This is a genomic window from Jejubacter calystegiae (assembly GCF_005671395.1).
GTDB classification, from domain to species: Bacteria; Pseudomonadota; Gammaproteobacteria; order Enterobacterales; family Enterobacteriaceae; genus Jejubacter; species Jejubacter calystegiae.
This window is the reverse complement of sequence record NZ_CP040428.1, coordinates 3,658,529-3,673,266: the sequence shown is the minus strand read 5'-3', so window position 1 is coordinate 3,673,266 and position 14,738 is coordinate 3,658,529. Positions and strand designations below refer to the sequence as shown.

15 protein-coding genes are annotated in these 14,738 nt (G+C 58.0%); 7 read left to right on the top strand and 8 right to left on the bottom strand.

Annotated features, from left to right (window positions below; genetic code table 11):
* Positions 1–14 precede the first annotated feature (14 nt).
* Complete coding sequence (locus FEM41_RS16930) at positions 15–1,268, top strand: MFS transporter (RefSeq protein WP_421804474.1); 1,254 nt, start codon at positions 15–17, stop codon at positions 1,266–1,268.
* A 42-nt stretch (positions 1,269–1,310) separates the two neighbouring features.
* On the opposite strand, the gene FEM41_RS16925 is transcribed toward FEM41_RS16930, so the two are convergent.
* From FEM41_RS16925 to FEM41_RS16905, 5 genes are all read right to left on the bottom strand, one after another.
* A complete protein-coding gene (locus FEM41_RS16925) occupies positions 1,311–2,522 on the bottom strand; it encodes a c-type cytochrome (RefSeq protein WP_241666509.1) in 1,212 nt (403 codons plus the stop codon).
* Between the two features lie 64 nt (positions 2,523–2,586).
* Positions 2,587–4,356 carry a GMC family oxidoreductase gene (locus FEM41_RS16920; protein WP_138097368.1) on the bottom strand — a complete coding sequence of 590 codons (1,770 nt, stop codon included), beginning with the start codon at positions 4,354–4,356 and terminating at the stop codon, positions 2,587–2,589.
* Positions 4,357–4,395: 39 nt separating this feature from the next.
* Complete coding sequence (locus tag FEM41_RS16915; RefSeq protein WP_138097367.1) at positions 4,396–5,121, bottom strand: gluconate 2-dehydrogenase subunit 3 family protein; 726 nt, start codon at positions 5,119–5,121, stop codon at positions 4,396–4,398.
* Between the two features lie 227 nt (positions 5,122–5,348).
* Positions 5,349–6,710 carry an MFS transporter gene (locus tag FEM41_RS16910; RefSeq protein WP_138097366.1) on the bottom strand — a complete coding sequence of 454 codons (1,362 nt, stop codon included), beginning with the start codon at positions 6,708–6,710 and terminating at the stop codon, positions 5,349–5,351.
* A gap of 35 nt (positions 6,711–6,745) precedes the next feature.
* The gene (locus FEM41_RS16905) at positions 6,746–7,684 is read right to left on the bottom strand and encodes a 2-hydroxyacid dehydrogenase (protein WP_138097365.1); all 939 of its coding nucleotides are present in this window, start codon (positions 7,682–7,684) and stop codon (positions 6,746–6,748) included.
* Between the two features lie 245 nt (positions 7,685–7,929).
* Here FEM41_RS16905 and FEM41_RS16900 point away from each other — a divergent pair, with 245 nt between their 5' ends.
* Positions 7,930–8,835, top strand: a complete 906-nt coding sequence (locus FEM41_RS16900; RefSeq protein WP_138097364.1) for a LysR family transcriptional regulator — start codon at positions 7,930–7,932, stop codon at positions 8,833–8,835.
* A 106-nt stretch (positions 8,836–8,941) separates the two neighbouring features.
* The gene (locus FEM41_RS16895; protein ID WP_138097363.1) at positions 8,942–10,171 is read left to right on the top strand and encodes an amino acid permease; all 1,230 of its coding nucleotides are present in this window, start codon (positions 8,942–8,944) and stop codon (positions 10,169–10,171) included.
* 4 nt (positions 10,172–10,175) lie between these two features.
* Here FEM41_RS16895 and FEM41_RS16890 read toward each other — a convergent pair whose 3' ends face one another.
* Entirely contained in the window at positions 10,176–11,024 is an 849-nt protein-coding gene (locus FEM41_RS16890; protein WP_138097362.1) for a GNAT family N-acetyltransferase, read from the bottom strand.
* 105 nt (positions 11,025–11,129) lie between these two features.
* Between FEM41_RS16890 and FEM41_RS16885 the strand changes: the two genes are divergently transcribed.
* The 4 genes from FEM41_RS16885 to FEM41_RS16875 all read left to right on the top strand — a co-directional run bounded on the left by FEM41_RS16885 (position 11,130) and on the right by FEM41_RS16875 (position 14,057).
* Positions 11,130–12,614, top strand: coding sequence for a carboxypeptidase M32 (locus FEM41_RS16885; RefSeq protein ID WP_138097361.1), 1,485 nt, complete (start codon positions 11,130–11,132; stop codon positions 12,612–12,614).
* A gap of 121 nt (positions 12,615–12,735) precedes the next feature.
* Entirely contained in the window at positions 12,736–12,993 is a 258-nt protein-coding gene (asr, locus tag FEM41_RS16880; protein WP_138097360.1) for an acid resistance repetitive basic protein Asr, read from the top strand.
* A gap of 72 nt (positions 12,994–13,065) precedes the next feature.
* Positions 13,066–13,146, top strand: a complete 81-nt coding sequence (gene ydgU / locus FEM41_RS25270; RefSeq protein ID WP_462585944.1) for a small membrane protein YdgU — start codon at positions 13,066–13,068, stop codon at positions 13,144–13,146.
* 98 nt (positions 13,147–13,244) lie between these two features.
* Positions 13,245–14,057, top strand: coding sequence for a trypsin-like serine peptidase (locus FEM41_RS16875; protein ID WP_138097359.1), 813 nt, complete (start codon positions 13,245–13,247; stop codon positions 14,055–14,057).
* 21 nt (positions 14,058–14,078) lie between these two features.
* Here FEM41_RS16875 and mdtI read toward each other — a convergent pair whose 3' ends face one another.
* Positions 14,079–14,408, bottom strand: coding sequence for a multidrug/spermidine efflux SMR transporter subunit MdtI (mdtI, locus tag FEM41_RS16870; RefSeq protein ID WP_138097358.1), 330 nt, complete (start codon positions 14,406–14,408; stop codon positions 14,079–14,081).
* Entirely contained in the window at positions 14,395–14,736 is a 342-nt protein-coding gene (gene mdtJ, locus FEM41_RS16865) for a multidrug/spermidine efflux SMR transporter subunit MdtJ (RefSeq protein WP_138097357.1), read from the bottom strand. Before mdtJ ends, mdtI begins: the two co-directional genes overlap by 14 nt.
* Between the last annotated feature and the right edge of the window lie 2 nt (positions 14,737–14,738).

Genomic DNA, 14,738 nt, shown 5'->3' with positions numbered 1-14,738 from the left:
TTAAAGGAAGCATTTTGAGTCGTACAACCACCGTCACCCCCGCCGCTGCCGGGATGCGTGACGAAGATGCCGCACCGGCAGCAGCGGCCAGCCATATCCGGCGCGGCACACCTGCCTTTATGCGCGCCACCCTGGCACTTTTTTCTGCCGGACTCGCCACCTTCGCGTTGGTGTACTGCGTCCAGCCAATTCTCCCCATCCTCTCGCACGAATTTGGTATTTCACCGGCCAGCGCCAGCGTGTCGCTGTCGGTCACCACGGCGCTACTGGCGGTGGGTATGCTATTCACCGGCCCCATCTCCGATGCCGTGGGCCGTAAGCCGGTGATGGTCACCGCGCTGCTACTCGCCTCCTGTTGCGCCCTGCTGGCAACGGTAATGACCAGCTGGCACGGCATTCTGGTGATGCGCGCCTTGACCGGCCTGGCGCTCAGCGGCGTGGCGGCAGTGGGTATGACCTGGCTGAGTGAAGAGATGCACCCCAGCGTGGCGGCCTTTTCCATGGGGCTGTATATCAGCGGCAACTCCATTGGCGGGATGAGCGGCCGCCTGCTGAGCGGCGTGATGACCGATGTGGTGGGCTGGCGCATCGCGCTGGCGGTTATCGCCTGTTTTGCACTGGCCTCGGCTCTGATGTTCTGGAAGATTCTGCCAGCTTCGCGCCACTTCCGCCCGACATCGCTACGCCCGAAAACGCTGTTTATCAACTTCCGCCTGCACTGGCGCGACAAGGCGCTGCCGTGGCTGTTCGCCGAAGGATTCCTGCTGATGGGGGCCTTCGTGACGCTGTTTAACTACATCGGCTACCGTCTGATGCAGTCCCCCTGGCATCTGAGCCAGGCCGTGGTGGGGCTACTTTCCGTCGCCTATCTGACCGGCACCTGGAGTTCCCCGCGGGCAGGCGCCCTTTCGGCGCGCCACGGCCGCGGGCCGATTATTCTGCTGTTTACCGGGGTGATGCTGGCGGGACTGCTGATGACCCTGAGCGGCTGGCTGTGGCTGATTTTCGCCGGTATGCTGTTGTTCACCGCTGGCTTCTTCGGCGCCCACTCGGTGGCCAGTAGCTGGATCGGCATCCGGGCACGGCGCGCCAAAGGTCAGGCGTCATCGCTCTATCTGTTCAGCTACTATATGGGGTCGAGCCTGGCGGGCACCAGCGGCGGCTGGTTCTGGCACGACTACGGCTGGCATGGCGTAACCGCCTTTATCGGCGCGCTGCTGGTTATCGCCCTGCTGGTGGGCCATCACCTGCATCGCAGCCGCGCCTGATAACCGAAAATGCCGACGGACTTACCGTCGGCATCTTTCAGATTACTTCTTTGTTTCTAATGATTCTCGCACATGGGCAACCTGTTCTTTTGTCACCGCCGGAGCCTTATTGCCCCAGCCCTGACGCACAAAGGTCGCCAGTTGCGCCACCTCCTCATCGCTCAGTCGTTTCGCGAATCCCGGCATGGCCAGTTCGGAAGGCGCTTTCGCGGTAGACGGTAACTGCGCGCCCGCCAGGATGGTATGAATTAAACCTCCCGGCTCCTGTGCATTAACAATGGTCGCCCCCTGAATCTGCGGGAAAATGCCTGGCGCACCTTTACCGCTCGCAAAATGGCAGGCCCCACAGTTATCAATATACAGCCGTTCCCCTTCACTCAGATGGCGTCCCGCCGCCAGCTTCGCTTCCGTTGCCTGACGAGCACCTTCATCATCCCGCTGCAACGCCGGGTTGCCCCCCAGAAACTTCAGGTATGCGGCAATGGCCTGAAGATCCTCTGCGCTCATATACGAACTGCTGTGTTCAACCACTGAAGTCATCTCTCCGCCCACGGCTGCTTTATCGTTACGCCCCGTCTGCAGATAATCGACGATCTCCTGTTCGCTCCAGCGCGGCAGGCCTCGCAGGGATGGCACCTCCCAGCCATTGAGATTACCGCCAGACAGGAACGTCTCATCGCTGCTGTCCAGCGCCTTTTCCTGCATGCCAATACCGCGCGGCGTATGGCAACTGCCGCAATGGCCCGCTCCCTCGACGATATAGGCGCCGCGGTTAACCTGAGCAGATGCCCCGCCAATAGGCTGGAAAGGCTTATCGGAGGTAAACACCAGATTCCAGAAGCGCATACCCCAGCGCTGGCTGAACGGGAAACTCAGTTTCGTTTCCGGCGGCTGCACGTCGCTGGGCGCCACGCCTTTCATAAACCAGGTGTACAGGGCGCGCATATCCTCATCGCTCATCTTCGCGTAGTCGGGATACGGCATCGCCGGATACAACCGGGTGCCATCAGGAAGAATCCCTTTGCGTACGGCATCCGCAAACTGTTGTTCGCTGTAGTTGCCAATACCGTGGATCTTATCCGGGGTGATGTTGGTTGAATAGATGGTTCCCAGATCTGACTTAATCGCCAACCCCCCGGAATAAGCGGGCTTTCCGGAAACGGAGTGGCACGCCATACAGTCCCCCAGACGCGACAGATACTCGCCTTTTTTCATTAACCCGGCATCGTCCTGCCCCCAGGCCTGAAAAGACATTCCCGCTGCCAGAAGAGCGGCATAAGTCAGAAAAAAAACTTTTATTCCCTTACATTTCATACAATTACACCTGTACCAGTGGGCCGGGGTTATTCAGATACCGATCTTTGATAGCCTGAGCCGCCATGAGAGTAATGGCGCCGATAGTGTCCGTTGGATTTGCCTGGAAATTTTGCGGAAAGGCGTTACCACCCGGTACAAACACGTTGTGGACATCCCAGCACTGGAGGTATTTGTTGAGCGCCGACGTTTTGGGGTCATCGCCCATAATGGCGCCGCCCACGTTATGGGTAGAGACATATTTGGTCAGGTCGAAGTCAGCGTCCATCGGCAGAAAACTCATGCTGGCGCTATCGGGATTCAGCTCCTGCACAATATTGCCCACAATGCCTTTCAGGTATTGCTGTAGCTTCAGTTCATTCTGTTTCCAGTTAAAGGTAATACGCAGCAGCGGCTGGCCATGCTCATTGGTGTAGGTCGGATCAAGATCCAGATACACATCCCGATATGACATACAGGTAGTCGTGATACTCACCTTCATGGAATGGCCATACCACTCTTCAAGCCCCTCTTTCCAGCCTGCGCCCCAGGACGGCGTCCCTTTCGGCAGCGCAGCGCTCATTGGCGTACCGGTCGCCTGGGAGCTGTGAATCTTGGCGCCCCCCAGAAACCCCAACCCTGGCCCATCGAAGTTTCCGGGTGAGATATCGTTAAACATCTGGCCCGTCGGGCCGGCGGCAACGAAGGGATTAAAGTGCTTATCTTTAAAGAACAGCGTCGCCCCACCGTTGGAAAGAAACGCATAGTTGCGGCCAACCACGCCTTCTTCCGTCACCGGATCGTAAGGCTTGCCAATCCCCGACAGCAGCATCAGGTGGACGTTATAGAGCTGGAAGCTGCTCAACACCACAATCTTTGCGGGCTGGAAGCATTCATTGCCCTGCTCATCAATGTAGATAACCCCTTTCGCCGTCTTCTTATCATCGTGCAGTACAACTTTCAGCACGTTGGCGTTAACTTCATAAGAAAAGTTATCCATGCGCTTCAGCGCGTCCATCACCGCCGTCTGAGGAGACGCCTTGGAGTAGTTCAGGCAAGGATACTTACTGCAGTAGCCGCAGTAGTTACAGGGGGCAATCTGATTGCCATAAGGATTGGTCCAGGCCCGGGATGCCGCTGCGGACGGATTAGGAAACGGATGATACCCAAGCTTTTTCGCCGCCTCGGCAAACATCACGTTATTAAGGGTATCTTCCAGTGGTGGCAATGGATACGGGTTCGAGCGCGGGCCTTCGAAGGGATCTCCGCCTTCCTGAATCTGCCCGCGCAGATTACCGGTTTTCCCCGACTGGCCGCAGATGCGCTCAAACTTATCAAACCAGGGTTCAATTTCCTCCCAGCTAAAGGGAAAATCGCGCACCCGCATATCCTCCTGGAGGATCCCCGGACGATAAGCTTCATCCACATAGCTTTTCAGCTTGATGTCGGTCGGCGTCGGGCGAATCAATACCCCCGTCCAGTGTAATCCCGAACCGCCCACGCCGCCGCCGGGCACAAAGGCGCCCCATTTACGGGTTGGTAGCGCCGTATCATTCATGGTGTAACGCACGGTAACGGCGGAGGCCGCGGGAGTCGTCATTACCTTATTGCGAACCGCGTAGGCGTACTCATCTGCTGGTTTAGGATAGGCGAAATCGTCGTAGCTACGATCGGGGCCTTTTTCCAGTGCTCTGACGGTCAGCCCCGCCATCGCCAGTTCAATACTCATCAACGACCCGGCCCAGCCGAGGCCGCAGACGACAACGTCGACTTCTTTTTTAGTAATCTGTGCCATGTAATGCTGTCTCATGAAATAAACAGGAATGTACCCGCGTCAGGCGCGTGCGCCCTGAATACTGACCGGCCCCAGTGGGTAAGGAATGTTGTGCTGCTTCACCCACTCCAGATAGCTGGCTCGAGCCCCCGGAAAGCCGATAGCAATCCAGGCCTTCATTCCCTTGTTGCCGCCATACATGGGATCGGAAAGATAACCATGTTTGGTATCAGCCAGTAACTGGCTGAAAAGATGAGAAGGCTGCATGTTCTCCTCACCCAGAGCGGCAAAATCCACCTTATTTTTCTGCAGGCGACTCAGAACATCGTCCTGTTGCGCCGGGGTCAGTTTGTTAAACGACTGGTTCATCTGCTGCTGACACCACTGATTGACCAGTTGGATACCGCGCTGATAGATCTTTTGCGGATAAAACGGGATCTGATATCCCATGGTTGCCGGGGCCCGGGGATTAAACGGCCCCTGCATGTAAATTTCCTGCCCAAAATCGCCATCCAGTTGCTGATCGATAAAGACTGGCACATTGGTTTCCAGCGCCCCGGGCGCTTTACCATTACCGCCTGCGGGAATCAGACGGTCGGTAGCCGCCAGAATAAACTGCCATTCATCAGCGGAGAAAAAGACAGGTTGATAATCAGCCAGATCGGGAGCAGCCATTTCCGCAGCCTGAGCTGCGGTCAATCCTTTCGCGATCAGCGCGCTGACAGGTATTGCCATCAACGCCCCCATCAGGAATTTTCGCCTGGAAGTTGGTCGTTCTAACACCATAGTTAGCATTCCTCACAAAAAAACACCCAAAAACCGTGCATTTGCACAACAAACAATATCTAACCCATTCACATTACAGAAATTTACTTAATCATTGTCATGATTTTATGCTTTTTAAAAAAATGACATAAAAATGAATGAAAAGTTAATATTCGAAGATCTATGGAGGAATTACTGAGAAGTTGAACGGGGATACGGGAGGTATCCCCGGAAGACGTCAACGACAGCTACTCTTTGATCACCACCCGTTCAAAACGCCGGGCAATCACCGCGTAAGCCAGCAGCCCCACCAGGCAGTGCAGCGCCACAAACCAGATGGCATCGCTGAACGAACCGGTGGTGGAGACCACATACCCAATCACCACCGGGGTGACGATTCCGGCGATATTGCCCAGGCCGTTAAACACCCCGCCGCTCAGGCCAATCATTCCCGCTGGCGCGATATCCGACATGGTCGCCCAGCCCACCGCGCTCAGGCCTTTGCCAAAGAAGGCGACCGCCATCAGCCCAATCACCGCGGCGTTGGCATCCACAAAATTGGTCAGTACCAACCCCATGGCCAGAAACATTCCCAGCGTGAACGGAATTTTACGGGCCAGGGAAGGATGAGCCCCTTTACGAATTAAATAGTCAGACAGTACGCCACCCAGAATACCGCCGGTAAAGCCACACACTGCGGGAATGGCAGCGCTGAAACCGGCCTCCAGAATCGACATGCCGCGTTCTTTAATCAGGTAAATAGGAAACCAGGTGATAAAGAAATAAGTCAGCGCCGTAATGCAGTACTGACCGATATAGACCGCCCACAGATTACGATGGCGGAACAGTTGCAGCAGCTTATGCCAGGTGACCGGTTCCCGGTGGGATTTACGGTTGAGTTCCATATCCACCAGCGCCCCGTTGGCGCGCATATGCGCCATCTCGGCCCCACTCAGGCGCCGGTGTTGATGCGGCTCGTGATAAAACCAGAACCAGACTACGCCCAGCGCCAGCCCCACGCCGCCCATCACGAAGAAGACGTGCTGCCAGCCCAGGCTTGCGGTCAGCCAGGCCATCAGCGGGGTAAAGATCGCGACCGCCAGATACTGCGCCGAATTGAACAGCGACGAGGCCGTTCCCCGCTCCCGGGTGGGAAACCAGCAGGTAACGATACGTGAATTGGCGGGAAAGGCCGGGGCTTCCACCAGCCCCAGGGCAAAACGCATCACAAACAGGAACAGCATGGCGGAGATCGCCATCAACCCCAGACTTTCTACCAACCCCTGCAAGGCGGTAAACAGCGACCAGAGCACAATACTGCACCCGTATACCCGCCGGGCGCCAAAGCGGTCCAGCAGCCAGCCACCAGGCACCTGCCCAAGCGCATAGGCCCAGCCAAAAGCGGAAAAAACCATGCCTAACTGCATCGGATCCAGATGGACATCCTGAGCCACGCTGGTGCCGGCTATAGAAAGAATTGCCCGATCGGCATAGTTGATGACCGTCACCACAAAGATCAACGCCAGAATGATATAGCGCAGATAGCCGCGCCGCGCGACGTTTAACGCCTCGTCACGCGGGGCCGCGATTGAAGACTCTTTGATATTCATGGACACTCCCATAGCCCGCACAGGGGCGTTATCACTCAACCGGTTACCGAGGTTGGCGGGCGTTGCCCGGCGGCGCAGGCGGCCAGGTTTTGCAGTACTATCTCCCCCATGGCAAGGCGCGTTTCCCGGGTGGCGCTGGCGCGGTGCGGCTGTACCACTACGCCGGGGTGCGCCAGCAGCGCGGCAGGAACGTGCGGCTCGCTGGCGAACACATCCAACCCGGCACCGGCGATCTGCCCCTGATCCAGCGCGGCGATCAACGCCTCTTCATCGACCAGCTTGCCGCGCGCCACGTTAATCAGATAACCCTGCGGCCCGAGCGAGCGCAGAACATCGGCGGTAATAATCGCCTGCTGGCTATCCGCCGAAGCCGCCACCACCAGAATGTCGCTCTCCTGGGCCAGGGCGATCAGGTTGTCGACATAGCGATAACCGCTTTCCGGGCGGGGCCGTCGGGAGTGGTACCGCACCGGCATGGCGAACGCCTGCGCCCGTTGTGCAATGGCGTGCCCCACCTGCCCCAGCCCCACAATGCCCAGTCGCTTGCCGGTGACCCGTACTGCCAGCGGCTGAGTGACTGAGCCCCACTGACCGGCGCGCACCAGGCGATCGCCCGTCACCAGATCGCGCAGAGTCATCATCATTAATCCCATCGCCATGTCGGCTACATCGTCGGTCAGTACGCCCGGCGTGGTGGTCACGTGAATGCCGCGATCTCTGGCCCGCGCCAGATCCACGGCATCGGTACCGATGCCGCTAATGGCCACAATCTTCAGCGCCGGCAGGCGATCCATGATGCTATTGGGCAAACCAAATGAACCGCCGGTGACCACCGCCTGAATCCCGGCGGCACCGGTAGCGAGAAAAGCCTCCCGATCGGCCATGTCATACCAGCGATGCACCCGATAACGGTCTTTCAGCGCACTATCGATAAGATCCGGAACTGGCTGGATCAGCAGAATATCGGTTATCACGGTTATCCTCCGTTCAGATTCATAACGACGGAAAGGCTCGCCGCTTCTGGGTTTCAAGGTCTTGTTTCGTCGTCGTTTTTGATTATGGGCAGGCAACTATTCAGGTCTAATTTATAATTTGTATTTATCGATTCACATTGAGTCATCATTGGCACGGGTACTGGCCTGGCGGGATATCGTCGCGCCAGTGACGCGTCAGCCAATCCGGAGAAGTGTTAACGGGGTCACAGGCCAGAGGGGACCGGATGTTTAATGACTTTAATCAGCTACGCTGCTTTATTACCCTTGCCGAAGAGCTGCATTTCGGTCGCGCCGCCGCCCGTCTGTACATGACGCAGCCGCCATTAAGCCGCCAGATTCGGCTACTGGAAGAGTCGCTCGGGGTACGTCTGTTTGAACGCAATAGCCGGATGGTACGTTTAACCGAGGCCGGAGCGGCCTTTTTACTGGCGGCGCGTCAGATGCTGACCATGGCGGAACTTTCGGTCGATACCGCCCGGCGTATTCATAAAGGCAGCGCCGGACGGGTGGCGCTGGGATTCACCGCCGTTTCAGGTTACTGGCTGATTCCGGAGCTGCTCGGCCGGGTACAGCGCGCGCTGCCGGATATAGACATCACCCTGAAAGAGATGGTGACCTCGGATCAGATTGCCGCCCTGAATGCCGGTACTATCGCCCTTGCGATGATGCGTCCGGCCATTGCCGAACAGGAGGGACTGATTCATCGCCGCTATCACCGCGAGCCGATGGTGCTGGCGCTACCGGTCGGTCACCCGTTAGCGGAACGCGCGCAGATTGGTCCGGAGGATCTGCGCCATCAACCGATGATCGCCTATGCCCCCGACGAAGGACGCTACTTCTATGAGATGACGCTGGAACTACTGGCGGAAACCCTGCCCCCTCCACGTTTTGTTCAGTACATCGGCCAGACTCACAGCATTATGGCGCTGGTCAACGCCGGGATGGGCATTGCACTGGTACCGGCTTCGGTACGCTATCTCGGCTTTAGCAACGTGGTGTGCAAAACCATCTGGCCCACCCTGCGACGGGCGGAAACCTGGCTTGCCTGGCGTAATGCGCCGGCCACTGCCGCAGAGGCCGCACTGCGCAATTTTATTCTGGATTCGCTTCCTGGCGCAGACGCCGCCTGACCTTTCTGCGCTACGGCCTGAAACAAACTCCGCTGCCCGCCGCGACATCATTTATGGTAGATTGCACCACTTCGTACGCCAATTAATAGTTAATAACGCTATATCAATGTCTAAAATCTGGTCAAAAGAAGAAACTTTGTGGAGTTTTGCCTTATATGGCACTGCTGTTGGTGCGGGTACGCTGTTTCTGCCCATTCAGCTTGGCGCCGCTGGCTCCGTGGTCCTGCTGATTACGCTACTGGTCGCCTGGCCGTTAACCTACTGGCCCCATCGGGCGCTGTGCCAGTTTATTCTTTCGTCCGGCGCCTCCGGCGAAGAGGGCATTACCGGCGCAGTAAAGCGCTACTATGGTCGAAAGATCGGCAATCTGATCACCACCCTCTATTTTGTCGCCTTTTTTGTGGTGGTGCTGATTTATGCCGTGGCCATCACCAATTCGCTGACGGAACAGCTGGCGAGCCATATCACCATCACTCCATCGGTGCGGGTCATGGTCAGTCTTACCGTGGTGCTGGTGCTGAATCTGATCTTCCTGACCGGGCGCCATATCACCATTAAGGTGATGGGCATGCTGGTGTTTCCGCTAATCGCTTACTTTCTGTTTCTGTCGCTATGGCTGACCGGCAGCTGGCAGACCGCCCACTTTACCGAGCAGTTGCAGGTCACCAGACAGACCCTGCATCAGGTATGGATCTCCATTCCCGTGATGGTGTTCGCCTTCAGCCATACCCCTATTATCTCGACCTTTGCGGTAGCTCGCCGCCAGCGCTGCGGCGACGGCGCCATGGACAACTGCAAGAAGATAATGAAGGTGGCCTACCTGATTATCTGCCTGAGCGTGCTGTTCTTTGTCTTTAGCTGCCTGCTGGCGATTCCCGCGCCCTATATTGTGGAAGCCAAAGAGAAAGGGCTGACGATTCTTTCCGCGCTGGCCATAACGCCAGACGCCCCCGCCTGGTTGGGGATCTCCGGGATTATCGTGGCGGTGGTCGCCATGTCCAAGTCGTTTCTGGGCACCTATTTCGGCGTGATAGAAGGCGCAACGGAAATCACCAAATCCGCACTGGACCGGGTGGGCGTTAAGCGTAGCCGGGCCTTTAACCGGGCGATTTCGGTCATGGCCGTCTCCACCATTACCTTTGTGGTGTGCTGCATTAATCCCAACGCGATTTCGATGATCTCCGCCATCAGCGGGCCGCTTATCGCCATCATTCTGTTTATTATGCCAACGCTGTCCACCTTCATTATTCCGGCGCTTAAGCCTTACCGGTCACTGGCCAACCTGATTACCCTGGCGGTAGGTCTTCTGTGTGTTTCGGTGATGTTTATAGGATGACAGATCAGCCCATCGCCTGACTCATCAGGCCAAAGGTGCGCGGCGACCCGGTCTTAACCTGCCACGGCTTGCCGCACACCATCATGACCGGGGCATCGACTTCGCTCAGCTCCTGGCGGGTCAGCCAGTCGCAAAACGGCAACGCGCTATCGCAATCCAGACGCACGAACTTACCGCGCCGCTGCGCCATAAAAGCGCCGACCAGCGCCCGGGCATCCTCTTCATTCGAACAGACCACCGGCCCGATGGTGTGCCCCCGACCAAAAGGCCTTAGCGCGGCAAAACCCAGGGGCTCTCCGGCATCGCTTTCCAGTACCAGAACCCACCCCTGAGTCAGCAGCAGGTCGATAAGCTGTGGGCGGTGCAGACCGCTGGCCTGACAGTCCAGCGCCGTCAACGCCGCGCTATCCTGCCTGCCCCCCTGGCGCAGGCGAGTACCGGAACCTGGCGTCGGCGCCGTAAACGAGGGATCCACTATTCCCTGATGCTGCGAGGCGGAGCCCACCGCCACAAACCCGAACTGTCTGTACAGCGGTTGCCCCGCCGCTGTGGCGTGCAGGCGCACGTTGTAGCCTTCCAGCTTGTCCAGCGTCTGGCGCAGCAGTTCACGCCCGATACCGCGCCCCTGGCAGCCAGGATCGACAATCACCAGCCCCACGGTGGCGCTACGATCGCCCCACAGCCAGTACAGGGTGGTACCCACAATGCGTCCGTCCTCTTCCGCCACCAGCCCCCGACCGAGCGCCAGTGACTGCTGCCAGTCTTCCAGACGATGCGGCCAGCCCACCTGCTGGCTTAGCGCCAGTCCGTATGGCGTATCCTCAGGGGCCATAGCGCGTATATTCAGGGTCATATTTTGTTCCTTACTGTGATTCCACAGCCGGTATGGCTCGCTTCCTCGTCTTTTACCTTACTGAGTGCTATCTTGCCAGCATCGTAAACCGCTGGACGAGGCCCTATGCAACCAACAAACTATCAGCAGCTTACCCGTACTTTTACCCGCCTTGCCCGCTTTGGTCACCTGTCGGCCATCGCCGGTTGGGATATGTACACTATGATGCCGCCCGGCGGCAGTCAGGCGCGTAGTGAAGCACTGGCGGAACTGAGCGTTCTGCAACATCAGATTCTGACCGACCAGCAGGTCGGCGACTGGCTGGAAGAAGCGGAACAGGAGCCTCTGGACTGCCTGCAACGCGCCAACCTGCGGGAGATGCGTCGCCACTATCAGCAGGCTGCGATTCTGCCTGCCGAGCTGGTCGAAGCCAAATCCCTGGCCGGTAGCCGCTGCGAACACGCCTGGCGCAGCCAGCGTCCGGCCAACGACTGGCAGGGATTCGCCCCCAATTTGCAGGAAGTGGTGCGCCTGAGTCGCGAAGAGGCCGCCATCCGGGCCGATACCCTAGGCTGCTCGCGCTATGACGCGCTGCTGGATATCTACGAGCCGGAAATGACCAGCGCCCGCCTCGATACCCTGTTCGCCGATCTGCAAAGCTGGCTGCCGCAGCTGTTACAACAGGCACTGGAAAAGCAGGCGCAGCATCCCCCGGTGGCGCCCCAGGGACCGTTTCCGGTAGAGCAGCAGCGAGCGCTGGGGTTGGAGGTGATGACCCTGCTGGGCTTTGATTTTGAGGGGGGACGGCTGGACGTCAGCGCCCACCCATTCTGCGGCGGCGTGCCTGAAGATGTTCGTATCACCACCCGCTACAGCGAAGACGATCTGTTCAGCGCCCTGCTGGGGGTAATTCACGAAACCGGCCACGCCCGCTACGAGCAGGGGCTGCCGCGGGAATGGTCCGGTCAGCCGGTTCAACTGGCGCGCTCCACCGCGATCCACGAATCCCAGAGCCTGTTCTTTGAAATGCAGCTCGCCCGCAGTACCCCCTTCCTGAAACAGCTGCGCCCGCGGGTGCTTAATCACGTTGCCGATCGGCCCGCTTTTAATGAAGCCAACTTTATCGCCTGGAACCAACGAGTCAAACCAGGACTGATTCGCATCGACGCCGATGAGGTCAGCTACCCGGCCCATATTATTCTGCGCTACCAGATAGAACGGGCGCTGATCGACGGCAACATCGAAGTCGCCGATATCCCCGAACTCTGGGATCAGAAGATGCAGTCCTGGCTTGGCCTTTCTACCCGCGATAACTACCGTGACGGCTGCATGCAGGATATCCACTGGACCGACGGCGGCTTCGGCTACTTCCCGACCTATACGCTGGGCGCGATGTACGCCGCTCAGCTGTTTCAGGCGGCCCGTAAAGCGCTGCCGACGCTGGAGAGCGATATCGCCGAAGGTTCCCTCAACGCGCTGTTCGACTGGCTGCGTCAGAACATCTGGCAGCACGGCAGCCGTTTCACCACCGGGCAGTTGATTCGCAATGCCAGTGGTGAAGATCTCAACCCCGCCCACTTTCGTCATCATCTGGAAACTCGCTATCTGTAAAGGCTGTACATTGCGTTACACGCCGATACCAATCACTCACGGAACGCCCCGGCCCCGGGGCCTATAGTGGTTTCAACGGCCCCATACGGGGCTGTACCACAAACCACATGAGGATGATGGAATGAACAAGGTATATGCACTGGCTATCGCTGCCGCAATGGGGCTCTCTTCTGCCGCTTTCGCCGCCGATACCACTCCGGCGCAGGGCGCACCGGCGGCAAAACCGGCCGCGACTCAGCAGCACCATAAAAAAGCGCACCACCACAAAACCAAAGCAACTGAGCAGAAAGGCCAGGCGGCGAAAAAGCAGGCTCACAAAGCCCCTCAGAAAAAACACCATCAGGCCAGCAAGCCCGCCGCTAAAAAACCGGCCGCCTGATAGCGTCACTCTTCGCACCGATCCCCCACACGGCACCCGGCTACCGGGTGCCGTTTTTCGGAGCTGCCCATCATGCTGCGTCGCTATCTGTTCGAAATTATCCTGACTGTGCTGATTCTTTGCGGGATCTTCGCTGCCAGTCTCTGGTTATAAAAAGCGTAGTCCGCTGATTTTTCTACCGCTTTCCGCCCGGCCCGGCTATAGTTACAAATCGGGAACACGCTTTACACGAGATCACCACTGAGAGTGATATGCATAAAACCATTGTGTTGTTACTGGGTGCGCTCTGTCTGGTGTCTGTGAATGCCACGGCTGACGATGCAGACAACCTCAGCGCCGCCCAAATTAAGACGCTCTTTTTCGGTCAGGACGATCGCGTGCCGGTCACCGACCCCACTCTTTCTCCCTGGGACGCCATCGGACAACTGGAAACCGCCAGCGGTAATCTGTGCACCGCCACCCTTATTGCTCCAAATCTGGCATTAACCGCAGGCCACTGCCTGCTCTCTCCACCGAAGGCCAGCCCGGATCGTGCGGTGGCGCTGCGCTTTGTGTCGCTAAAAGGGGTCTGGCGCTATGAAATTCACGGTATTGAAGGGCGAGCGGCCACGGGGCTGGGGCGCCTGCTGAAGCCGGACGGCGATGGCTGGATTATTCCCCCCGCCGCCGCGTCGAAGGATTACGGGCTGATCGTGCTGCGCTATGCCCCATCGGGCATTATGCCTCTGCGGTTATTTAAGGGGAGCCGTAGCGAACTGACTGCAGCACTGAAAGAGGCGGGTCGCAAGGTCATGCAGTCCGGATATCCGGAAGATCACCTTGATACTCTCTATATGCATCAGGAATGCCTGATTACCGGATGGGCCCAGCAGGGCGTGCTGTCACATCAGTGCGATACCCTGCCCGGTGACAGCGGCTCACCTCTGCTGCTCAGGCGCAACGGTAGCTGGGAGCTCATTGGTATTCAGAGTTCCGCCCCGGCGCCTGACGATCGCGCCCGGGCGGATAACCGCGCCATTGCAGTCACGGCCTTTCGCGAACAGCTGGACGGGCTGGCAAAGTAATCCACGCCAGCCCGCCTGTCATCAGGCCAGTTTAATCAGCACCATGCCCACCAGCAGCAGGCCCAGCCCCATCCAGCCGCGATGGTTGAGGCGCTGACCGAACAGTATCCAGCCCGCGGCCACGGTCGCCGCCACGCCAAAACCGCCCCACAGCGCATAGGCCACCGACAGTTCAATCCCCTTCACAGCCTGAGACAGTGCGCTGAAGGCGCCCATTACCGCCAGCAGCGACAGCACGCCAAAGAGCTTGCGGCGGAAGCCGTCGGAAAATTTCAGCAGGATGTTAGCAACAATCTCCAGCACGATAGCAAACGCCAGCCAGGCGCCGTGGATCCACTCAAACTGCGCCATGGGCCACCTCCTGCTTGCGGGTACCTGATTTAATCAGTGCAATCCCCGCTATCAGCGTCGCCAGCCCCGCCAGCTTCAGCCATGGCAGCGATTCGCCAAACAGCAGCACGCTGAACAGCGTAATAAACAAAATACCAATGCCTTCCCACATAGCGTAAGCCACGCCCAGCGCAATTCGCTTAACGGCGAGAGACAGAAAAATATAGGAAAGGGAAATCATCGCAAGCATAAATAGTATGCCGCCGGAAGTCTCACCAGCCCATTTTATCGACAGGGTTCCGGTAATTTCAAAAACAATCGCCAGAGCCAGAAATATCCAATACAACATAA